The organism is Streptomyces spiramyceticus, assembly GCF_028807635.1.
GTDB classification, from domain to species: Bacteria; Actinomycetota; Actinomycetes; order Streptomycetales; family Streptomycetaceae; genus Streptomyces; species Streptomyces spiramyceticus.
Map to the genome: position 1 here is coordinate 1,266,130 of NZ_JARBAX010000002.1, position 22,096 is coordinate 1,288,225.

A 22,096-nucleotide genomic window follows, 5' to 3' on the forward strand; every position below is an offset into this window, starting at 1 on the left:
CCCCCTGGGCAGGCCGTTTTGGCCTGCCATCCGTGCGTCGACCGGACGACGCCCCCCGAGCATCAGTAGGCCCCCTGCCCATAGAGCACCGCACGCAGCGTCTTCCACAAAATCACTGCGTCAAGGGCGAGCGACCAGTCCTCCACGTACCGCAGGTCAAGCCGGACCGCTTCCTCCCACGGCAGGTCGCTGCGTCCGCTGATCTGCCACAGGCCGGTGAGCCCGGGCTTGACCAACAGCCGCCGCCGGATGTCCGGGCCGTACGCAGCGGACTCCTCCGGCAACGGAGGCCGCGGACCGACGAGCGACATCGATCCGGTAAGTACGTTGAAAAGCTGCGGGAGTTCGTCGATCGAGTACCGGCGCAGCACCGCTCCCACTCGGGTCACCCGCGGATCCCGGCGGAGCTTGAACAGCAGGCCGGCGCCCTCGTTGCGGTCGGCCAGCGCGGCACGTGCCCTGTCGGCACCGGCGACCATGGTGCGGAACTTGAAAATGGTGAACTCGCGGCCGTCCTTGCCGACCCTGCGCTGGCGGTAGACCACTCCACCCCGACTGTCCACCAGCACGAGCAGCCCGACGAGCACCATCAGCGGCGCGAACAGCATCAGCAGGACCGCCGCGCCCATCCGGTCGACGACCCCTTTGACCACCCGGCGGCCCCCGGTGAAGGTCGGCATGCTGACCCGCAGCAGCGGGATCCCGAGCACCGCGTCGACGTGCAGCCGCGGGCCGGCCACCTCCATCAGAACGGGGGCCACGACCATCTCGGCATCGCTGCCTTCGAGGTTCCAGGCCAGCCGCTGCAGCCGGTCCGGTGACCAGTGCGGGTCCGATGTGACCGCGACGACACGGTAGCCGTCGCGGCGGACGTGGCCTGCGACGTCGGTCAGTCGGCCGACGACCGGCACTCCGTCCAGTTGGTCACCGTCGAGCCCGAGACCGTCCGGCGTGCACACCGCCTCCACCCGCCAGCCGAGGTGCGGGAGCTTACGGGTTCGGGTGATCAGGTCGCGCACGGTGGCCGGGCTCCCGGCAGCGAGCACCGGGCGCAGGCACCGCCCTTCCTTCCGCTGTTTGTGCAGCCAGAGGCGCAGCAGATACCGCTCGGTCATGGTGATGAGCGCGATCGCCGGTATCGCGACGAAGATCCAGAGCTTGATGTTGCGCGAGGTGAGGGCGATCCCACCGAGCGCCAGTACGACGACCGCCATGAACAGTGAGCGTCCGAGCCGGTGGAACTCCTCGGCGCCCTGGCCGAGCACGGGCGGGGCCCACGACCGGCTCACCGCAAGCGCTCCCAGCACCAGCAGCTCGGTGGCGAAGGCGAGGATCCCCCACTTCTCGTGCCAGTTGGCCGCGTCCCGGACCCCGAAGAAGCCGCCGATCGCCGCCACCACGAAGGCGGTGGCCACGGTATCGCTGGTGATCACGGTACGGCGGTACCGCTGCTCCCAGTCGGTCGCGGGCTGTCTGATTGCCCCGTTCACCGGACGCCCGCGCGCCGGTAGGAACGGGCTGACTAAGTCGCCCTGCTGCACGCCACTGGGCTCGACGTGTTCGCTCAACACGGTTCCTCCCCCCCCGGGAGGCCCCGCCCCCCGCACAGTTCCAGCCCTCGGGAGGCCCCCGCCCCCCGTGTCGCGCTGTTCCTCCCTCCGGGAGGCCCCCGCCCCCCCGCGAATGACGTACCGGCTATTGCCGCGCTACTCGAACACCCCACCAAGGCGGCAGGTGGTCTCGTATGTCCTGCCAGAGTCTCGAGGTGCGCGGGAACCGGTCGAAACCTCGGGTGCTCCCCGCACCCAAGGCCCACTCTCGGGCTCCAAGAATTGGTCGGCCCCACGTCTGGCGCCGGGGACGCGACTGCTGGCGTCCATAGCGCCGGACCTATAGATCATTATTTGTCGCCTCGTGTCCAAGCATGTGAGGCACGGTCAATCTAGACCATCGGGGCCCGCCTGGAGAGGGGATGTGTGCAACTTGTGCTGAAGCTTTGAAGGTTGATCCACCGACGGGTGATCGGCTGCGGGTGCCTTGACGACGGAGACGTGCCTTGTGACCTGTGATGACGGGAGTCCTCCGGGCTGCTGGCACCGGGTTGGTCACCGGACGCCAACCCCACCGGAGTGTTCTGGATCGTCACCGACAAGCTCTCCAGCCACAACAGCCTCGAACGTGAGAGAGCGTGAGGTGTCCGGCAGAGAAATTCCTGGCCGGACACTTCATTCGGTCTCCTAGAAGAGCCCGACCTTCTTGGGCGAGTAGCTCACCAGCAAGTTCTTCGTCTGCTGGTGGTACACGGATTACACCCCACTTGACCAGCCAGAATGGTCTTGACGGGTGCTGTCGGTGGCGTGCTGGGCCGTGAATGGCCCGGATCTTGGTTCGGGGGGCGATGTTCTCGACTGTCTCGTCGGTGAGCAGCTGACACACGTGGAAAACATTCGCGGCACTGCTGGTGTTCCTGATCCTGTCTCCCAGCCTCAAGAAGCTGATCAAAAGCGCGGCATACCGGAACCGAGCCTGTGGCAAGACCAAGGTCATCCGCGCTAAGCGCGAAGCAGCGTTCAGGGCTCTGAGCTTGTTCCGCTTTGACGGACACCATTGGTGTGGTGGTCAGGCTGCGAGTGCTGTCTCGTACTCGGCGGGACTGCGGTAGCCGAGGCTGCTGTGCAGACGATGCAAGTTGTACCAGCCTTCGATGAAGTCGAAGATCGCGGTGCGGGCGACGGCCCGGCTGGGCCAGGCGGTGGTGCCGAGCAACTCGCGCTTGATGGTGGCGAAGAACGATTCGGCGAGCGCGTTGTCCCAGCACTGCCCGGTGCGGCCGACCGACAGCCGAACTGCGAACTCATCTGCCAGGACGGCGAATTGCTGGCTGGTGTACTGGCAACCGCGATCCGAATGGAAGATCACCGGACGGGTGGGGCGACGCTGCCGGCAGGCGGCCTTGAGAGCATCGGCGACCAGATCGGTTCGCAGATGATCGGCGGTCGCCCAGCCGACCACGCGGCGCGAGGCGATGTCGATGACCGTGGCCAGATAGAGCCAGCCCTCCTCGGTCGGGATGTAGGTGATGTCGCCGCACCAGCGGGCATCGAGCCCGGTGGCGGCGGGCTGGAAGTCCCGGATGATGAGATCGGGCCGGGCGGCGGCCCGTGGATCGGGGATCGTGGTCAGGTGCCGCCGGCGGCGGTGCCGGCCCTGGATCCCGGCGGCCCGCATCAGCCGCGCGACACGGCGGCGGCCGCATGCGGCGCCCTCCCGCTTGAGCACGGCATGCACGCGCGGGGCGCCGTAGGTGCCACGGGATCGCGTATGGACCTCGGCGATCTGCTCCGTCAGCTCAGCGCCACGGACCGCCCGGGGGCCCAGCTTGCCGGTACGGCGGGCGTAGAAGGCGGTTCGGGAGACCTCCAGCAGTTCACACGCCCGTTTGACGTTGTGACCGCCATGCTTTTCCGCCTCGATGAACGGGTGCACCGTCACCGGGTCTCCTTCATTGACGCGAAGAAAGCCGTGGCCCGCTTGAGGACCTCCACGTCCTCCCGCAGCCGGCGGTTCTCCCGCCGCAGCGCGGCCAACTCCTCGCGTTCACTTCCGTATTCACCGCGCCACAGCCCGTTCCGCGGCGCCGGGACCAGCCCCGGCCGAATCCGTGAGGCCGCGCGGTTTCCACCGGCTCACCGTCTCCGACGTTCGACGGGAAACGGCCGACGCCGTGTCCGTGGCCTTCGAGGTGCCCGATGACCTGGCGGCCGCCTTCCACTTCCGGCCCGGTCAGCACCTCACCCTGAAGACCGTGATCCACGGCGTCGACGTACGCCGCCCGTACTCCATCTGCAGCGGCATCACCGACGCTGAGCTGCGCGTGGCGGTCAAAGCGCAGCCGGTCTGGGTCAACAGCCGGCTCCGGGTGGGCGACGAGGTGGAAGTCGGCGTTCCCAGCGGTCGGTTCGCGATCGACCTCAACCCGCTACGCGCCCGGCACGTGCTCGGGATCGCCGCCGGAAGCGGCATCACCCCGATCCTCTCCATCGTCAAAAGCATCCTTGTCATCGAGCCGCGCAGTCGGTGCACCCTCGTCTACGGCAACCGGGACGAGACTTCGACCGTCTTCCGTGAGGAACTCGCCCGCTTGGAGAAGGAGTACGCCGCGCGCCTTCGCGTTCTCCGGGGCCTCAGCCGTCCCGCCCCCCGGCGACACGGCGGACCATCGGGGCCGGATCGATGCCATGGGCTTGCGCGCACTCATCCACAGAAGGGCTCCGAACTCGACGATGCCGACGAGGCGTACTTGTGCGGCCCATCCGGCATGACCGCGGATATGCGCAGGGTCCTCACCGAAAGCGGGATGGAATCGTCCCGCATCCACTCCGAGCGCTTCGCCGCGGCCGCACCGACCACCCCGCGTGGTGCGAACCCTGCCGGCACCGCGGGCCGGGACAGCGGCGATGAGTCAGCGGGGCCGTATGACGTCACAGTGATCGACCGGGGCGTCGGCACGATGCTGTCCGTCCGCGGCTCCGAGTCCGTCCTGGACGTCGCTCTCCGCGCGGGTCTCGACGTCCCGTACTCCTGCCGCGAAGGCATCTGCGGCACCTGCCGAGCCAAGGTCACCTGCGGTGACGTCCATCATGACCCCAGCGACCTCGAGCCCGCAGAGGTGGCGGAAGGCTTCGCCCTCGCCTGCCGCACCCGCCCCGCCGGTCATGGCGTCACGTTGGACTTCGACCACGGCTGACCACGGACCACACAGCGGGCCAGCCGCAGTCGTCCGGATTCGGTCAGTGGGGCATTACGGTGGGGCACGAGGGCCTCCTGTCATCGGCGTAGATGTCGCAATCCACACCGAGCCAGAAGGCCCTCACTTATTCGGTCCTCCTGGAAGATGCCCAATTCTTTGGGCGAGTAGCTGACGTAAACGTTCTTCGTATGCTGCGCGCGAGATCGTCGAATTATCGGGTACCTGCCCTGCCCGGAGATAACTCGGTCGATGTCTTCCGCCCCAGGGATCTCTCGACCGGTCGTCGTGTCGGCGGTGGTCAGGGGGGAGGGCTGCCTCAGCGGCCTGACGATGCGTCGGGAAAGTCAGCCATTGGTCAGCATGAGTCCTGAAAAGCCCGGGGAAAGCTGACCGAACATGCGAATCGTTGTACGCTCCGGAGACCGCCCTTGACCTGCGTGAAGCAGGCAGGGAGCAGACATTTCGGGAGTTTCTTCATGTTTCGGACAATGTTCAAGTCCAAGATCCACCGTGCCACCGTGACGGAGGCCGACCTCCACTACGTCGGCTCTGTCACCGTCGACGCCGACCTCCTGGAGGCGGCCGATCTGCTGCCCGGTGAGCTCGTCCACATCGTCGACATCACCAATGGCGCCCGCCTGGAGACGTACACCATCGAGGGTGAGCGCGGCTCCGGCGTCATCGGCATCAATGGCGCCGCCGCCCACCTCGTACACCCCGGCGACCTGGTGATCCTCATCAGCTACGCCCAGGTCGACGACGCCGAGGCGCGGTCCCTGAAGCCGCGGGTCGTCCACGTCGACGCCGACAACCGGATCGTGGCCCTCGGCGCCGATACGTCGGAGCCCGTGCCCGGCACCGATACGCGGCGCAGCCCGCACGCCGCCCCTGCGGAGGCAGTCCAGGTCTGAGGCGGCAGCCTCTCGGGCCGCCCCCGCTGATCATGTCCGCGCCCTAAGCTCGCTGTCATGCTCACGCTGCTGCACACCTCCCCGGTCCATGTCCCGGTCTTCGACGTCCTGCGGGACCGCGAACACCCCGGCCTCGGACTGCGCCATCTGGTGTACGAGGAACTGCTGGCCCGGGCCCGCTCCGGCGGGCCCGGCGCGGTGGGGCCCGAGATCGCCACGGTGCTCGCCGAGGCCGTCGCCGACGGCGCGACGGCTGTGCTCTGCACGTGCTCCACGATCGGCGGTACGGCGGAGTCGTACGCCGCGCAGGCCGGTGTCCCGGTGCTGCGCGTCGACCGGCCGATGGCCGCGGCGGCGGTCGCGGCGGCCCCTGGCCGCGACCCGGTCCGTATCGCGGTCGTCGCGGCGCTGCACAGCACCCTGGCACCGACGGCCGACCTGATCAGGGAAGAGGCGGACGCGGCCGGACGGCAGGTGCACATCCTCACCGTGCCGGCCGAAGGCGCGTGGAAATACTTCGAGGACGGGGACCGGGACGGCTACCTGGACGCCGTGGCCGAGACCGTGGACGGGATCGACGGGATCGACGGGGTTGACGGGGTCGCCGGGGTCGACGAGGTCGATGTCGTTGTCCTGGCCCAGGCCTCCATGGCGGACGCGGCCGCCCGTACCCGTACCGCCGTTCCCGTCCTCTCCAGCCCGGTCCCGGGACTGCGCGCGGCAGCGGCGGTCGCCCTCCGCTAGAAGCGCCGGATCCGCTGCGGCATGTGTGGGCCCGGCGGGCGGGGGCAACCGCACGGGGAGAAAGTGGTCCTGACCGTTCCACCACCGGCAGGGAGTCAGCCATGACCCAGCCCCCCGTCCCAGGTCCAGTACCCCCCGGGCCCGTGCCGACCCCACCGCCGCCCGGCCCGCCGGGGCCGGATCCCGGCCCCCTCCCGGGCCCGGGCCCCGTCCCACCGGGACCCGCCCCGGATCCCATCCCCAAGCCCCCGTCACCCGGCCCGGACCCCAGCCCCGTTCCGGAGCCCGAGCCGCAGCCGGGGCCCATCGGGCCGCTCTGAGCAGCAGTCCTAACCAGTTCTAACCAGTCCTTATCAGTCGGCACCAGTCCTGATCAGTCGGCGCGCACCTCGGACCGGTTACCGCCCCAGAGAGTGTGGAACGAACCCTCGCGGTCGGTGCGCCGGTAGGTGTGCGCCCCGAAGAAATCGCGCTGCCCCTGGGTGAGGGCCGCGGGCAGCCGTTCGGCGCGCAGCGCGTCGTAGTACGCCACTGCCGCCGAGAAGCCGGGCGTCGGGACCCCGCCCCGAGCGGCGGCCGTCACCACCGCGCGCCAGTCGTCCTGCGCCGTACCGATCTCCTCGGTGAAGCCCTTGTCGGCGAGCAGGCTCGGCAGGTCGGGGCGGTCGTCGTACGCGGCCCTGATCCGGTCCAGGAAGGCGGCACGGATGATGCAGCCCTCGCGCCAGATCGAAGCCACCGCGCCGAGGTCGATGTTCCAGCCGTACGCCTCGCTGCCCGCCCGGATCTGGTGGAAGCCCTGGGTGTACGACACGATCTTGGACGCGTAGAGCGCCTGCTCGACCTGGCCGGCGAAGGCGGCCGCATCGGCCTCGCCCAGCGGCTCCGACCGGGGCCCGGGCAACGCGCCCGACGCCTTCCGCAGGTCCTTGTGCCCCGACAGGGAACGGGCGAAGACGGCTTCGGCGATGCCCGACACCGGCACGCCCAGGTCGAGCGCGATCTGCACGGTCCAGCGTCCCGTGCCCTTCTGCTCGGCCTCGTCGGCGACGATGTCGACAAAGGGCTTCCCGGTGTCGGCGTCGGTGTGGGCGAGCACCTCGGCGGTGATCTCGATCAGATACGAGTCGAGGCGGCCGGTGTTCCAGGAGCGGAAGGTCTCCGCGATCTTCCCGGGGCTGTAGCCCGCAACCGCGCGCAGCAGGTGATACGCCTCCGCGATCAACTGCATGTCGGCGTACTCGATGCCGTTGTGCACCATCTTCACGAAGTGGCCCGCGCCGTCGGGGCCGATGTGGGCCACACAGGGGCTGCCGTCCTTCGCCTTCGCGGCGATCTTCTCCAGCAGCGGCCCCAGTGAGCCGTACGACTCGACGGATCCGCCCGGCATGATGCTGGGGCCGTGCAGCGCGCCCTCCTCGCCGCCCGAGATGCCCGTACCGACGAAGTGGATGCCGTGCTCCCGCAGTTCCTTCTCACGGCGCCGCGTGTCCTCGAAGTGGGCGTTGCCGCCGTCGATGATCACGTCGCCGGGCTCAAGGAGCGGCGCGAACTCCCGGATCACCGCGTCTGTCGGCTCGCCCGCCTTCACCATGACGACGAGGCGGCGGGGGCGCTCCAGGGACGCCACGAACTCTTCGGGGCTGTCGGCCGGAACGAACGTGCCTTCCTTGCCGAATTCCTCGACGAGGGCGTGGGTCCTGGACGCCGTGCGGTTGTGCACCGCGACTGTGAAGCCATGACGCGCGAAGTTGCGGGCGAGATTGCGGCCCATCACCGCGAGCCCCGTTACACCGATCTGGGCTGTACCGCTCATGCGTGTGCTCCTGAAGGTGTGCGTGTGCCTGTCCGTGTCCGTGCGTGTACCTGTACCTGTACTTGTACGTGGCTGTGTGCTGGTGTTACTCACGACGTCCCGTAGCTTCCGCATTCCGCGCCGGTGGAATCGTGCGGGCGCGATTGGGGCCCGTTCGGCGGCACGGCGCGGGCTGAGTCCCCGTCAATGTGCCGCGCGCCGTGGGGAGTTCCTGGAACTTGCTCTTGTCATGGCCTGCGCGCTGCCCGTACTTTTGCCGATTGCGACGTGTCCGACGCGTGAGTGGGGGGAACCGAGCCATGGCCGCAACCGGTCGTCACCGCCGGTACCAGCCGAGCCGTATCAACCGTGCATCGCTGACGGTCACGGCAGGCGGAGCCGGGATAGCCCTGCCACTGGTCGCCTCAGGGACGGCCGACGCCGCGTCGGTCGACGTCTGGGAGAAGGTCGCGGCCTGCGAGTCGACCAGCAACTGGAAGATCAACACAGGCAACGGCTATTACGGCGGTCTCCAGTTCAAGCAGTCCACCTGGCAGGCGTACGGCGGCACCGCCTACGCCCCGCGCGCCGACCTGGCCACCAAGGACCAGCAGATCGCCGTCGCCGAGAAGGTACTCAAGGGGCAGGGGCCGACGGCCTGGCCGCTGTGCTCCGTACGGGCGGGCCTGACCCGGGGCGGCGACGCGCCGGACATCAGCACCGGGCCGAAGGGCGCTGCGCCCAAGCCGGAGACCAAGGCTAAGACCAAGCCTGAGACCAAGACCGCGACCGAGAAGAAGACCGGGACCGAGAAAGCCTCCACGCCCCGCAAGCCCTCGACCGACACCCCGAAGAAGGGCCGCACGTACACCGTCGAGGGCGGCGACACGCTCTCCACCATCGCGGACGCCGAGGACGTCAGGGGCGGCTGGCAGCGGCTGTACGAAGCGAACCGCAAGGTCGTCGGCAGCGACCCCGACCTGATCCACCCCGGGCAGCGGCTGATCCTGCACGGCGGCCAGAAGCCCAAGCCCGATTCCGGCAAGGGAACAGGGACAGGGACAGGCAAGGGAACGCGCAAGGCGACCGGCACCGAGCGCGCCTCCCACGCCCCGCCGGCCAAGCAGTCGTCGGGACTCTCCGCCCCGGTGGACGCCGGCCCCAGCACCCCCTACCGCGCCGCCGGTTCCTCCTGGGCCAAGGGCTACCACACCGGCGTCGACTTCCCGGTCCCCACCGGCACCGCCGTCAAGTCCGTCGCCCCGGGCCGGATCGTCTCGGCCGGCTGGGGCGGTGCGTACGGCTACGAGGTCGTCGTCCAGCATGCCGACGGCAAGTACAGCCAGTACGCGCACCTCTCGGCGCTCACCGTGCGCGAGGGCCAGAAGGTGGGCGGCGGGCAGCGCATCGGCCGCTCGGGGTCCACCGGCAACAGCACGGGCCCCCACCTCCACTTCGAGGTGCGCACGGGGCCCGGCTACGGCTCGGACATCGACCCGCTGGCCTACCTCAGGGCGGGCGGCGTCACGGTCTGAGTACGCCCCGGCGGCGCGAGCTCCTGGGCCGGTACGGCGGGCAGCGTCCGCCGCCGGTCCGCGTGCGCGCCGAGCCGCTCCGTCGTCAGCAGAATGAGGCCGCCCGCCGCGACGACACCGCAGCCCAGTGCCAGCGCGGTGCCCGTCGCGCCGTACCGGAAGTGCTCGCCGAACAGGGAGATGCCCACGGCGGCCGCCACCACCGGATTGATCACGGTGACCGTCGCCAGCGGGGCGGCCAGACCGGCGCCGCGGTACGACGCCTGGGACAGCAGCAGCCCCGCGGCCGCGAGCCCCGCGACGGTCAGCAGGCTCGGCAACTGGGCGGCCGGCCCGCCGGTCGAAGTCCAGTCCACGGCCACGGTCTTGGTGAACACCGAGGCGATACCGAAAGCGGCGCCCGCCGCCGTGGCCAGCAGAATGCTGCGTACGACCGCACGGTGCACCCGCTGCGCAGCCAGGAACACCGCCGCCACCCCGCCGAACGTCACCAGCGCCACCGCCAGCCGCTCGCCCCCCGCCAGCGACTGCGCGTCGGCCGTCCCGGTCAGCGACAGCAACCCCGCGAGCCCCGCCGACGCCATGATCGCGCCGCGCCAGGCGGCGGCACCCGCCTTGCGGCGGACGAACACCGCCGCCATCGGCAGCGCGAACACGATGGTCAGGGCGCCGAGCGGCTGGACCAGACTCAGCGGCCCGTACGCCAGCGCCCCCACGTGCAGCAGCGCGCCCAGGCCGTTCAGCGCCACGGCGGCCCACCAGGCGCCGTGGCGCAGCGGGGCGTACGGGCGGTGCGGTGTCGTGGAGGCGACGCGCTCCTGGACGATGGCCCCGGCCGCGTAGGCGACAGCGGAGACCAGCGCCAGCAGCACGGACAGCGCAAGAGCACTCATGGACTACACGATCTCTCGGCGCGGCGTTCAAGTCGTCGTCCCTCGGCAGGCATTCGGAGGTACTGCCGACGTAGTACGTGAGTACGCCGAGGTCCTCCTCCCGGCGCTGTAACCGCCTACCAGGGGTGGAGACCATGCCTCCCGACTACTCCCGACTACGGTGAACCGGGCGCGACGGCAGGTGAAGCGGATGGATGAAGGGGCGGCGGTAAGTGGACCTGGCAGCAGTGGCCTCCGTGGGCGGATTCTTCGCGCTGCGGACCGACGAGCCCGACGGCGGCGGGCATGTCCCGCTCGCGCAGATCTACGCGGGCGACAAGCCGGGGCTGACCTTCCGCGTCGACAAGGTCGCGGCGCGGCTGCACGCCCCCGAACGCCGCGTCGCCGCTTCCGTCGCGCACCTCGGGCTCGCCGCCCGCCTGTGGTCCATCGCCCTGGGTCCGGCCGCGCTGTACGGCGAGTTCCCCGACCTCCCGCCCGGCGACCTGCGCTGGGACGCCGACCGGAGCTCGCCCGACGACCTGTGGCTCGCCGCACCGCGCACCCTGCCCGCGACCGCCGACCGGATCCGTGAGGTGGTCCAGTACGGCCATCTCCTCCCGCTGGCCGACGCACTCGTCCGGGACTGCCGGATCTCGCGCCCACTGCTCTGGGGGAACGCAGGCTCCGCCCTGGCCGGCGCGGCCCGCGAGCTGCACACCTGGGCGAGGAGGAACGGTCGCCCGGAGGTGGGGGAGCGGGCACTGGAAATGGCCGCCGAGCTCTTCCGGCACCCCGATCTGCGCACCACCGGCACCCTCGCAGGCGCGGCGTTCCGGCGCCGCAGCTGCTGTCTCTACTACCGGTGCCCGTCGGGAGGGCTCTGCGGCGACTGTGTATTCGACCGCGCTCCCGTGAGCTGAGTCACTCGGTCCGCTGTCTCGTTTGTCGTCGGAGCCCGTCAAAACGTAAAGTTCGGATTTTGGTACTTCGATTGTGGTACTTCACAGCACGAGCGACACGAGGACAACAGCGGCGATGACGGTGACAGAGGACAGTCCGGCGTACGGCGAGAGCCCAGACAGCCCGGACAGCCCGGCCTTCGGCCCCGGCATCGACCCGGAGCGGATGGCCGTCTGCCTGAGCGTGCTCGACGAGCTCGACAAGCTGGACGTCGACCACCCCGACGCCATCGCGGTACGCCGCGCCACCGCCGGCATCTACCGGACCGTGAAGCAGCGCCGCCGCCAGGAGCGCCGGGCCGCGAAGACCGCCCACGACAGGGCCGTCACGCACGCCACCGCCACCGGCTCGGCCGAGCGCATCGACGACGAGACGCAGGGCGTCCTGCCGTCCTCCAGGGCCACCGCGGAGATCGCGGGCATACTCCAGCGCCCCCGCTCCTGCTACATCTGCAAGACCCGGTACGTCGAGGTCGACGCCTTCTACCACCAGCTGTGCCAGAAGTGCGCCGCCGAGAACCGCGCCCGCCGTGACGCCCGTACGGACCTCACCGGCAAGCGCGCGCTGCTCACCGGCGGCCGGGCCAAGATCGGCATGTACATCGCGCTGCGGCTGCTGCGCGACGGTGCGCACACCACCATCACCACGCGCTTCCCGAACGACGCGATCCGCCGCTTCAAGGCGATGCCGGACAGCGACGAGTGGATCGGCCGCCTCAAGATCGTCGGCATCGACCTGCGCGACCCGGCGCAAGTCGTCGCGCTGGCCGACTCGGTTGCCGCCGAGGGTCCGCTCGACATCCTGATCAACAACGCCGCGCAGACGGTACGCCGCTCCCCGGGGGCGTACAGCGAGCTGGTCGCCGCCGAGTCGGCGCCGCTGCCTGCGGGCGAGCTGCCGCCGGCGCAGGTCATCGGCACCTTCGGCAGTGGCACCGTGGACCGCGTGGCCGCGCTGCCGGCCGCCCGCAGTGAGGACGGCCTCACCGCGCAGGACGTGACGGAGCTGGCGCTGGTCTCGGGATCGGCGTCGCTCGCCCGGATCGAGGCCGGCACGGCCATCGACGCCGGCGGTCTGGTCCCCGACCTGCACGACACCAACAGCTGGATCCAGACTGTTTCGGAGGTCGACCCGGTCGAGCTGCTCGAAGTGCAGCTGTGCAACTCGACCGCGCCGTTCATCCTGATCAGCCGCCTGCGCGCGGCGATGGCCGCGTCGTCCGCGCAGCGGAAGTACGTCGTGAACGTGTCCGCGATGGAGGGTGTCTTCAGCCGCGGTTACAAGGGTGCGGGGCACCCGCACACCAACATGGCGAAGGCCGCGCTGAACATGCTGACGCGCACCAGCGGCCAGGAGATGTTCGAGAAGGACGGCATCCTGATGACCGCCGTCGACACCGGCTGGATCACGGACGAGCGCCCGCACCCCGACAAGATGCGGCTCGCCGAGGAGGGCTTCCACGCGCCGCTCGACCTCGTCGACGGCGCGGCGCGGGTGTACGACCCGATCGTGCGGGGCGAGGAGAACGGCGAGGACCTGTTCGGCGTCTTCCTGAAGGACTACGCCCCGGCGAACTGGTAGGCGGGCGGCACGTGCCGCCCGCGGCGCTTTCCCCTACCCGCCCCTTCCCGAAGTCCTCAAACTCCCCCAGACTTCGTCCGGGGGGACCCCCAACGGGCTGAAATACGCAGCCACTGGGGGAGTTTGAGGAGCGGGGTCTGGGGCGGGGCCCACGCGGCGGCAGCCGAAAGTGTCACAGCCGGGAAGGGGCGGGGTGGGGAACAAGCCCCGCGCAGCGGCTCGCGTTCGGTCGCGTGACGGCGCGTCACGCGCACCCTCACGCACCTGATATACGCCCCGCCGCCACCATCTCCAGCACCGGCCGCCAGTCCTCCATCACCCCCGCGTCGAGCCCGACCGCCTTCCCCGCATCATCCGCCTGACGCAGCGTCACCGCATCCTCCGCCAGCGGATCGCGCGCGAACGCCGCCGCCTCGTCGGGCGTCATCGCCCCGCCCTGCAGCCCGAGCGTCAGCGCGCTCTGCGCCGACAGCGGGCGCCCCGGTTCCTCCGCCGCCAGATAGCGCTTCGCCGGCACATGGAGCTGTACGAGCCGGGCGACCCGCTCGCCGAGCAGCGGGCGTACCGCGTCCGCCGCCCGGTCGGCGTGACCCGCGTCGTCACCCGGCTGGAGCAGATGCCCCAGGTCATGAACGAGCCCCGCCAGCTGGAGCTCCTTGTCGCTGGGGTGCGAGCGACGCAGCAAATGCGCCGTCTGGAGTGCGTGATCGTGCAGATCGACCGGATCGCCGCTGCGGTCGGACGCGTCCCAGGCGCCCCGGCAGGCATGCAGCAGAGCCATCAATTCCTCGACGGTGCGCAGCTCCATCCCGTTCCTCCCCGAAGCGTGAGCATCTGTGCCTCCGAGCAGATCACGTGGGGCTCGGCTTCCGGCTGAACGGGGCACGAAGGGCGGAAGGCCGAAATGTGACGGAATCCATCGAGCGGAACCCCGCTCATATGGGTACTCTGTTGGTCACGGACAGCCCAACCAAGGCCACTCCAGTGTGAGTAAACGGCGCCACCGCGACCGAACTGCCCCAATATTCCGGACCCGTTGGGTGCCGGTCGCCCGCCGGCCAAGGCCGCGGCGACTCGTCCGACGGGTTACGCGACACAAAGGAGTGCGCGGTGACGCCAGAGGTTACAAAGCAGGACAAGCGACACGAACGTGGCGAACAGGCCGGTGAGCCCCGACGCCGTCGGCCCGACGAGCTCGGCAGCCTCGAAGTCTGGTCCCGCTCCGCCCCGATCAGACTGGCCGGGTACGAAGACGACCTGGCCGAGCCGCACATTCTGCCGGGTATCGACTGAGCGGGACCGCCGGGCGAAACCGAGCGAGACGAGTAAGACCGGGTCCCCCGCGCACGCCGTGAGGCGGGCCGGGGGACCCGGCACGTGCGCCGCCCGGCGCCTGCGTCACACCGGCTGCCGCGTCGCCTCCACCAGCAGGTCCCGCTCGGCAAGCCGCCCACCGCACTCCCCGCAGGCCCGCCGCTCCCTCCGGCGGCACTGCCGCGCTGCGCCTGCGGGTCGCCGCCGAGGGGATGGAGCGGCCGTCGTCACCGCTCGGGCCGAGCGTGCTGCCGATGTCGCGCGGCTGTACGGGGTCACCGCACCCGTCGCAGACCATGACCGGCTCCATGCGCCGACCGCAGGTACTGTGCCGCATCCGTGCCGACGGCTCCCGGTGGTCACCCGCCCAGCGGTACTCCCAGCCCCGGACGGCGACCAGAACCGGCCAGATTTCCCGGCCTCGCCGGGTGAGCCGGTACTCGTACCGCACAGGCCGGTCCTGGTACGCGACACGGTCGAGGAGCCGCTCCTCGGTCAGCCGGGCCAGGCGGGCCGCGAGTACGGCATCGGAGATGGGCAGCAGCCCCCGCCCGTCCTGGTAGCGGCGTACGCCCTGATGGGCGTACCACAGGATCAGCAGCGCCCACTCGTCGCCCAGCAGGCCGAAAGCGACCGCGATGGCGTTCGGCCCGCCTGCGGGAAGCGGGGTCGGGGCCGGCGTCGGCGTCGCCGCGTCGTTCACTGTCAGGCCGCGTACCAGCCCGGGAGCGCGGAACCGGGCGCCCAGGCCGCATGCGTACCGCTGGAGATCCGCTCGGGCAGCCGTACACGGGGCGAGAGGACCGTCGGCCGGGCGTGCCGCGTCGAGGACCAGGCACTCGGAGCGGTCGGCGTTCATGTCGGTCGTGAGCGCAACGAGGTAGCCGTCGTCCTCGGCGGTGCTGTTCGCGCGCGGGACCATCGTCGTCTCGCTGCCGAAAACCCCGTCGCCGTACGCGTACCTCTCCTCCCTCCCGGTGTGCAGATCGTGCTTGACGACGCCGCCAGCGGTGCAGCGTCGTCTCCATCCGCTCCAGCGCCAGGAAGCGGGGTCGACAGGGCGCGTCCGACGATCTCAACGTCCATGGGTGTGGTCCCCCTCCGTAGCTGTGCCTGTCGTGGGCGTCCGCGCCGGTTCGACCTCAAGGAAGCGCCGCCGCCGTGGTCCCCGGTACAGCAGCGCCGTCCAACCCGCCCGCCCCAGCGCGGCCGCGCACTTCGTCAACGTGTCCTGTTCCTCCTGCGCGGCGCCCCCGCCCGGCGGCCCGACCCACTCGACCCGGGCCGTCCCCGGCTGCTCGCCGGGCCCGACGCGGTACCCGGTCGCGCTCCGGCGCCCGTCCGCGTCGACGGCGGAGGGAGTGATGCCCGCCGCCTCCAGCGCCAGGGCCACCGAACGCACCGGCTGGTTGAGCTCCCAGGCGGCCGGAACCGCCTCGGGGGCGTCGGCCTCCGTATTCGTCAGGCGCCGGATCTGGAGCAGCCCCTCGAACGCCACCCGGACCTCGGCGGCCCGCTCCCGGGCAGGCACGGCGGGCTCCGGCCCGTCACCGGTGGCCGCAACGAAGGCTCCGGCCGTCATGGGCACCCCAAATCCGCACGCGGCTTCACGCGACGGAAACCACAATAGGCAGAGTTACTTGAATAAGCAGAGTTACTTGACCACCCTCCCGGCAAGAGCCACCGGGGGCAGGAAGTCGCGTACGAGCGTGCGGTGCCACCAGGCGTGCGTGGCCCGCAACTCGTCCCACGTCGTGTAGCGGTACCGATAGACGCGGGCCCGGATGTGGGTCGGCGGGGCGTCGGGGAAGGGGTTCTCGCGCAGCAGCCGCAGGGTCGCCGGATCACCCGTCAGCAGCCGTTCGACGAACGGGCCGAACCACGAGTGCGCGTACGCCGGAGAGAGCGCCGCGAACCACACCATCCAGTCGAGCCGCAGATGATACGGCGCGAACTGGCGCGGCAGCCGCAGCGGATCGCCCGGCTTGCCCTTGAAGCCGTACTCGCGCCACACCGTTCCGGCGTGGACCACCGGTTCGTCCGTACCCTCGACGACGATCTCGTGGCGGACGCGGCTGATGCTGCCGAAGGCGCCGTACGTATTGACCAGATGGAACGGATCGTACGAGCGGTTCATGGCCTGGTGCCGCGAGAGCAGATTGCGGGCGGGCCGGTAACTGAGCCCGAGCAGCAGTGCTGTGACGGCGATGACCAGCACTTCGTACCAGAGCGGGGAGGCCGGGAGGGCGGGCGGATCGGCGATGAAGGAGCCGTCGATCGCGGACAGGGCGAGGACGATCGTCAGCCAGTTCAGCCAGGCGAAATTGCCGGACAGGACCAGCCACAACTGCGTCACGACAATCAGGCAGGCTGCCACGCTCGCGACCGGCTGAGGAGTGAAGAGGAGGACCGGGACGAGGAGTTGGGTCACGTGGTTGGCGGCGACCTCGATCCGGTGGAAGAGCTTGGGCAGATGGTGGAAGAACCAGCTCAGCGGGCCCGGCATCGGCTGAGTTTCGTGGTGGTAGTACAGGCAGGTCAGGTCCCGCCAGCAGCGATCGCCCCGCCATTTGATCAGCCCGGCGCCGAACTCGACGCGGAAGAGCAGCCAGCGGATCAGCCACAGCACCAGGACGGGCGGGGCGGTGCGCTCGTTGCCGAGGAAGACGGCCAGGAATCCGGCCTCCAGGAGCAGGGACTCCCAGCCGAAGCCGTACCAGGTCTGCCCGACGTTGACGATGGACAGGTACAGCCCCCACAGCGCCGCCCACATCAGCATCGCTGTCCACAGTGGCAGTTCATCGGCCGCGCCTGCGGCGAGCGCGGCCGCGAGCAGGCAGCCCGTCCAGGCGCAGGCCGCGAAGAAGCGGTCGGAGTAGTGGAGGCGGAAGAGTGTGGGCGCAGCACGCCACGGCACGCGCTGGAGGTAGGCGGGCACAGGCAGGATGCCGTTGGCGCCGATGAGCGCGCGGAACTGGAGGGCTGCGCCGAGGAAGGCGACGAGGTACACGGCGGCGAGAGCCCGCTGGAAGACCAGGCGGCTCAGCCAGTAGTCGGGTGCGGTGAACCACTCCATTGCCTCAAGTATCGGGGCGTGGGGGTGCGGGCGCCTGCGGCGGGCTTGTTCCCGGGCAGCCGCCCGCACCCCCTACCCCGCCGCGATCCGCCGCAGCGTCGCGCCCAGCCGTCGCGCGTACCAGCGTTGGCAAACAGGCACGATGGGCCCCGCCAGCCGCGTGTACCACCGCCCCGGCCTGCTGAACGCGGTGACCGTGAACCACACCGTCCCGTCGTCCGCCAGCTCGACGACGAACGACTCCTCGCCGCACTCCGGATGGCCCCCGGTCGTCCCGTAGGCGAACCCCGTCCTGTCCGTCTCGTACGCCGTCCAGACCACCTCGCACGGCGCCGCGACCCGCAGCGGCCCCACGCCGATCGCGCACTCGACGGCCGCGCCCGGCTCGGCCCGTACCGCGTCGGCACGCACCCGTACGCCCGACTCCCGGTGCAGTCGCCAGGTGGTCACTGCCGCACCCGCCGCTTCGAAGGCCGGGCGGCCGGTGCCGATCCGGGTGCGGTGGTGGAGGTGGTTGTACCCGGCGGGCAGAACGCTCTGGCGGGTGCCGCCGACCTCGGGGTAGTTGAGGGTGCTCATGCTGTTGTCGTCTCCTTGAGTCGTCGCCAGGCCAGCACCGCGCAGAGTGCGAAGCCGAGGGCGTTTCCCAGGCCGTGGGTCGCGGCCATCCAGGTCAGGGTGGGGTGCGGGATTCCGGTTGCCTCGCCGAGCGCCCAGCTCAGGGCGAGCAGCATGGTCGCGACGAGTACGGTCGCCGAGACGGCGAGCAGCGCCCTCGTGGTCCGGTCCTGCCGATCGTCGCGTACGTCCTGCCACGTCAGCAGGGCGACCGCCCACATGCCCGCGGTCAGTACGAGCGCCCCCGCCAGTTCGGCCCAGTCGTCGATGAAGTACCCGGCGAGGACGAGCAGCGTGCCGAGCGGCACGCTCAGCGCGGCGAAGCGGCCGGCGGGCCGGCCGGGGACCGCCCGGCAGACGAGCCCGGCCACCAGCGCCGCCGCGAAACCGGCGAAGTGGAAATGCGGCACGGTGAGCGCCAGGATCTCCAGGTCGAAGCCGAACAGCTCGTGGCCCGACCGTTCCGCGACGAGCGCGAGCCCCGCGACCGACGGCGTCACGAGCGCGGTGAGCACGGCGATCTCGGCCGGGGCGAGCGAGCGCGTACGGGCGAGCCGTGGCGGGGCGTGCAGCGCGAGGGCTAGCGTGCCCAGCGCGTACACGACGGCGAGCGCGGTCGCGGTCCCGCCGCGCGGCAGCCACAGGGCGACGGCTCCGGGCACCGCGAGCAGCGGCCAGAGGCGCGTGATGCGGGCGAGACGGGGCGAGCCGATCAGGCGCAGGCCCATGGGCACGACGACGAGCATGCCGAGCATCACGATCAGGTTGACCAGTGCGGACATCGCGAACCCCCCAGATTTGAACACGTTCAAGTGGCGAGGATGACCTTACGGCTTCATTTGAACGCGTTCAAGTCGCGAGGTGTGCCGGGGTGCGGCAGACAATTGGGGGACGCGACGGCTCGGGGCAACGATTCGGGAGTTCGTTGTGCGCTCACCCAGACGTCGGCCTGCCCTGGCCGCCGCGGTCGTGGCCGCCGGACTCGCCGCCGCCGGATGCGGCGGCGGGAACGGCAGGAGCGCCGACGACGCGATGGCACCGCAGGAGGTGATCCTCCAGCCGGCCGCGGCACCGGGCCCCGACCCCTTCACGGAGTCGACGGCCAGGAAGAGCGCCGAAACCGTCCCGGCGCCGAGCACGGACAGGAATCCGAGCCCGGTGAGCAGTACGTCGCCCGTGGCGCAGGAGCTGAGCAGCATCCCCGGTTCGACACCCGGCCTGTACGGCGGCACGCACTCCGTCGCCAGCTGCGATGTCGAGCGGCAAATCCACTTCCTCACCGAGGACTCCGCCAGGCGCCGCGTCTTCGCCCAGGTGAGCGGCGTAGACCCCAATGGCGTCCCCGGCTACCTGCGCGGCCTCACCCCGGTCGTCCTGCGCGCCGATGCCCGCGTGACGAATCATGGCTACACCAGCGGCACCGCCACCGGTTTCCAGGCCGTACTCCAGGCCGGCACCGCGGTGCTCGTCGACGCCCACGGGGCGCCGCGCGTGCGGTGCGCCTGCGGAAACCCGCTGCTTCCGCCCACCAGCGGCACAGGAAAGGTGATGCACCGGGGGCAGCCGTGGCCGGGATACCGGCCCGACCGGGTCGCGGTCGTCAAGCCCGTGACGCAGCCGATCGACGTCCTGATGATCGTCGACGTCGTCAGCAACACCTGGATCGAGCGCAAGGCGGGCGACGACTGCCGCCAGGACAGGACATCCGACGCGGGGCCGATCCCACCACCGCCCTCGAACGACGTACTGCCTCCTCCGCCGGGCGGCGACGGCGCCTCCTGAACGGCTCCGATCCGGTCGAGGAATCGGGCAAATGATGGCAAGGTGGCAGCATGGTTGATCGGGAAGTGAGCTCCCTTTCGCTTCCGGACGACTGGCCCGCCCACCCGGATCTGAGCATGGCCCTCAATCGCATGGGCTGTTTCGACTGGGATCTGGACAGCGGACTGCTGTACATGGACGAGGCTGCTCTCGATGTGTTCGACATGGCTCACGACGAATACAGCGGCCGTCCGGAGGACCTCGCGTCACGTGTGACGCCGAGCGAGGGTGCCCGGCTCGACGCGCTCGTCGCCGAAGCGCTCAAGAACGGCAGTTCCACCTACGGTGCCTACTTCCGCATACGCACCCGCGAGGGGGGCCTGCGATGGAGCCACACCCAGGGCTCCATCGGCCGTGACAGCACCGGCCGCCCCCGCCGCATCATCGGCATCGTCCGCGACGCCACCCAGGAGCTCGCCGACTCGACCGCCCGCGTCGAACAGGACGCGGACCGCCGCCGCAGGACCAGCGTCGTACAGGGCACCACGGCCGCCCTCGCGCACGCGCGCACCGTGCAGGACGTCATCGACGTACTCAATGACTCCCAGGGCCTGGAGAACCTCGGCGCCGCCAGTCTGGTGGTGGGCCTGGTCGAGGCGGGCCGCATCCATCTCGTCGCCGACGGCCCCTACGGTTCCTTCGTGCCGGGCACCCGCTACACCCGGATCGACGAGCAGTACCCGATGAGCGAGGTGGTCCGTACCCTCAGGCCCCGTTTCATCGAGTCGGCGGAGGACTTCGCCGACTCCTACCCGATTCTGTGGCCGCACATCAAGGGTCTCGGCATCACCTCCGCCGCCTACCTGCCGCTGATCGCCCAGGCCCGCCCCATCGGCGCGATCGGCCTCCTCTACAGCGACAGGACGGGCTTCACCGCCGACGAGCGCAATGTGCTGATCGCCCTCGGCAGCAGCATCGCGCAGAGCATCCAGCGGGCCATGCTCTTCGAGCAGGACAAGGACCTGGCGGCAGGGCTGCAGCAGGCGATGCTGCCGCGCCGTATCCCCGCCGTCCCCGGGGCGCAGATCGCGGTCCGCTACCGCTCCGCCCGCCTCGGCCGCGACATCGGCGGTGACTGGTACGACGTCATCCCGCTGCCCGGCGGCCGGGTCGGCGCGGTCATCGGCGACGTACAGGGTCATGACACGCACGCCGCCGCCGTCATGGGGCAGCTGCGCATCGTGCTGCGGGCCTACGCCGCCGAGGGGCACACCCCCGCCACCGTCATGGCCCGCGCCTCGGTGTTCCTGGACGAGCTGGACACCGAACGCTTCGCCACCTGTACGTACGCCGAGGCCGACCTGAGCACCGGCGTTGTCCAGCTCGTCCGCGCAGGGCACATCGACCCGCTGCTGCGGCTCGCCGACGGCAGCTGCCGCAGGCTGCCCGTCGAGGGCGGCATGCCGCTCGGCCTCTCCGCCGAGTTCGGGCAGCTCGAATACCCCGTCACCACCATCGAACTCGACCCGGGCCAGACCCTGCTGCTGTGCACCGACGGCCTGGTGGAACAGCCGGGCGCCGATCTCGACGACGGCATGCAGATGCTGTCCGCCATGGTCCGCACCGGGCCGCGCGACCTCCAGCAGCTCGCCGACAAGCTCTGCGAGGTCGTCGACGAGCGGGGCGGCGAGGACGATGTGGCGCTGCTGCTCCTGCGCCGCAAGGGCGCGGACCTGCCGCAGACCGGCGGGCGCCTCCAGCAGCATGTCGCGCAGAACGATCCCGAGGCGCTGAGCTCCGCGCGGCACATGATCCGGGCGGCGGTACGGGCCTGGGGTGCGCGGGAGCGCTCGGACGAGATCGAGCTGGCCGCGGACGAGCTGATGACCAACGCGCTGCTGCACACGGACGGCGGAGCTGTCATCACGGCCCGGGTGCTGACCGGGGCGCAGCGCAGGCTGCGCGTCGAGGTGGACGACCGCTCCAGTGTTCTGCCACGCCGCCGGGAGGCGGGGGAGGCGGGCGTCTCGGGGCGGGGGCTGATGCTGGTCGACCGGCTGGCGGACGTGTGGGGCGTGGAGTCGAGGGGAAACGGCAAGTGCGTCTGGTGCGAGTTCGTGGTGCCTGAGCGGCACTGAGCAGACCTGACCGTACCGTTCGGTAACGGTGTGTGTTG

General features: G+C 70.6%; 18 protein-coding genes and 2 pseudogenes. 9 read left to right on the forward strand and 11 right to left on the reverse strand.

The annotated features are described in order from the left end of the window. Positions 1–62 precede the first annotated feature (62 nt). Entirely contained in the window at positions 63–1,541 is a 1,479-nt protein-coding gene (locus tag PXH83_RS29095) for a sugar transferase (protein ID WP_274565203.1), read from the reverse strand. A gap of 1,078 nt (positions 1,542–2,619) precedes the next feature. Then, positions 2,620–3,492: an IS3 family transposase gene (locus tag PXH83_RS29100; RefSeq protein WP_274564362.1), complete on the reverse strand. Its 873-nt coding sequence runs from the start codon at positions 3,490–3,492 to the stop codon at positions 2,620–2,622. Between the two features lie 502 nt (positions 3,493–3,994). Here PXH83_RS29100 and PXH83_RS29105 point away from each other — a divergent pair. From PXH83_RS29105 to PXH83_RS29115, 3 genes are all read left to right on the forward strand, one after another. Beyond that, positions 3,995–4,747, forward strand: a complete 753-nt coding sequence (locus PXH83_RS29105) for a 2Fe-2S iron-sulfur cluster-binding protein (RefSeq protein WP_274565204.1) — start codon at positions 3,995–3,997, stop codon at positions 4,745–4,747. 479 nt (positions 4,748–5,226) lie between these two features. Beyond that, on the forward strand, positions 5,227–5,661 hold the full coding sequence (panD, locus tag PXH83_RS29110; protein ID WP_274564363.1) for an aspartate 1-decarboxylase: 435 nt from the start codon (positions 5,227–5,229) through the stop codon (positions 5,659–5,661). A gap of 57 nt (positions 5,662–5,718) precedes the next feature. After that, a complete protein-coding gene (locus tag PXH83_RS29115; RefSeq protein WP_274564365.1) occupies positions 5,719–6,405 on the forward strand; it encodes an arylsulfatase in 687 nt (228 codons plus the stop codon). Between the two features lie 373 nt (positions 6,406–6,778). Here the strand turns inward: PXH83_RS29115 and gndA are convergent, their stop codons facing one another. Further along, positions 6,779–8,221, reverse strand: a complete 1,443-nt coding sequence (gndA, locus tag PXH83_RS29120) for an NADP-dependent phosphogluconate dehydrogenase (protein WP_274564367.1) — start codon at positions 8,219–8,221, stop codon at positions 6,779–6,781. Positions 8,222–8,520: 299 nt separating this feature from the next. Here gndA and PXH83_RS29125 point away from each other — a divergent pair, with 299 nt between their 5' ends. Beyond that, positions 8,521–9,735, forward strand: coding sequence for a transglycosylase family protein (locus PXH83_RS29125; RefSeq protein WP_274564369.1), 1,215 nt, complete (start codon positions 8,521–8,523; stop codon positions 9,733–9,735). A 20-nt stretch (positions 9,736–9,755) separates the two neighbouring features. Here PXH83_RS29125 and PXH83_RS29130 read toward each other — a convergent pair. Then, a pseudogene (locus PXH83_RS29130) lies at positions 9,756–10,628 on the reverse strand (DMT family transporter); the annotation flags it as partial. A 212-nt stretch (positions 10,629–10,840) separates the two neighbouring features. On the opposite strand from PXH83_RS29130, the gene PXH83_RS29135 reads away from it, so the two are divergent. Both PXH83_RS29135 and PXH83_RS29140 read left to right on the forward strand, forming a co-directional pair. After that, positions 10,841–11,530, forward strand: coding sequence for a (2Fe-2S)-binding protein (locus PXH83_RS29135; RefSeq protein WP_274564371.1), 690 nt, complete (start codon positions 10,841–10,843; stop codon positions 11,528–11,530). Positions 11,531–11,645: 115 nt separating this feature from the next. Further along, positions 11,646–13,151 carry an SDR family NAD(P)-dependent oxidoreductase gene (locus tag PXH83_RS29140; protein WP_274564373.1) on the forward strand — a complete coding sequence of 502 codons (1,506 nt, stop codon included), beginning with the start codon at positions 11,646–11,648 and terminating at the stop codon, positions 13,149–13,151. A gap of 256 nt (positions 13,152–13,407) precedes the next feature. Here the strand turns inward: PXH83_RS29140 and PXH83_RS29145 are convergent, their stop codons facing one another. After that, on the reverse strand, positions 13,408–13,959 hold the full coding sequence (locus PXH83_RS29145) for an inositol oxygenase family protein (RefSeq protein WP_274564374.1): 552 nt from the start codon (positions 13,957–13,959) through the stop codon (positions 13,408–13,410). Positions 13,960–14,261: 302 nt separating this feature from the next. Here PXH83_RS29145 and PXH83_RS29150 point away from each other — a divergent pair, with 302 nt between their 5' ends. Then, positions 14,262–14,444 (forward strand): hypothetical protein, encoded by a 183-nt coding sequence (locus PXH83_RS29150; RefSeq protein WP_274564375.1) that lies wholly within the window; start codon positions 14,262–14,264, stop codon positions 14,442–14,444. Here PXH83_RS29150 and PXH83_RS29155 read toward each other — a convergent pair. The 6 genes and pseudogenes from PXH83_RS29155 to PXH83_RS29180 all read right to left on the reverse strand — a co-directional run bounded on the left by PXH83_RS29155 (position 14,383) and on the right by PXH83_RS29180 (position 18,941). Next, on the reverse strand, positions 14,383–15,168 hold the full coding sequence (locus tag PXH83_RS29155; RefSeq protein WP_274565205.1) for a winged helix-turn-helix transcriptional regulator: 786 nt from the start codon (positions 15,166–15,168) through the stop codon (positions 14,383–14,385). The genes PXH83_RS29150 and PXH83_RS29155 overlap by 62 nt on opposite strands. Before the next feature lie 99 nt (positions 15,169–15,267). After that, a pseudogene (locus tag PXH83_RS29160) lies at positions 15,268–15,465 on the reverse strand (carotenoid oxygenase family protein); the annotation flags it as partial. A 75-nt stretch (positions 15,466–15,540) separates the two neighbouring features. Then, positions 15,541–16,047 carry a hypothetical protein gene (locus tag PXH83_RS29165; RefSeq protein ID WP_274564376.1) on the reverse strand — a complete coding sequence of 169 codons (507 nt, stop codon included), beginning with the start codon at positions 16,045–16,047 and terminating at the stop codon, positions 15,541–15,543. 72 nt (positions 16,048–16,119) lie between these two features. Next, positions 16,120–17,541, reverse strand: coding sequence for a lipase maturation factor family protein (locus PXH83_RS29170; protein WP_274564377.1), 1,422 nt, complete (start codon positions 17,539–17,541; stop codon positions 16,120–16,122). 72 nt (positions 17,542–17,613) lie between these two features. Then, positions 17,614–18,120, reverse strand: a complete 507-nt coding sequence (locus PXH83_RS29175) for a DUF1990 family protein (protein WP_274564379.1) — start codon at positions 18,118–18,120, stop codon at positions 17,614–17,616. Further along, positions 18,117–18,941, reverse strand: a complete 825-nt coding sequence (locus PXH83_RS29180) for a YndJ family protein (protein WP_274564381.1) — start codon at positions 18,939–18,941, stop codon at positions 18,117–18,119. Before PXH83_RS29180 ends, PXH83_RS29175 begins: the two co-directional genes overlap by 4 nt. A 145-nt stretch (positions 18,942–19,086) precedes the next feature. Here PXH83_RS29180 and PXH83_RS29185 point away from each other — a divergent pair, with 145 nt between their 5' ends. Then, entirely contained in the window at positions 19,087–19,941 is an 855-nt protein-coding gene (locus PXH83_RS29185) for a DUF6777 domain-containing protein (protein WP_274564383.1), read from the forward strand. Positions 19,942–19,991: 50 nt separating this feature from the next. After that, on the forward strand, positions 19,992–22,058 hold the full coding sequence (locus PXH83_RS29190; RefSeq protein ID WP_274564384.1) for a SpoIIE family protein phosphatase: 2,067 nt from the start codon (positions 19,992–19,994) through the stop codon (positions 22,056–22,058). Positions 22,059–22,096: the final 38 nt, after the last annotated feature.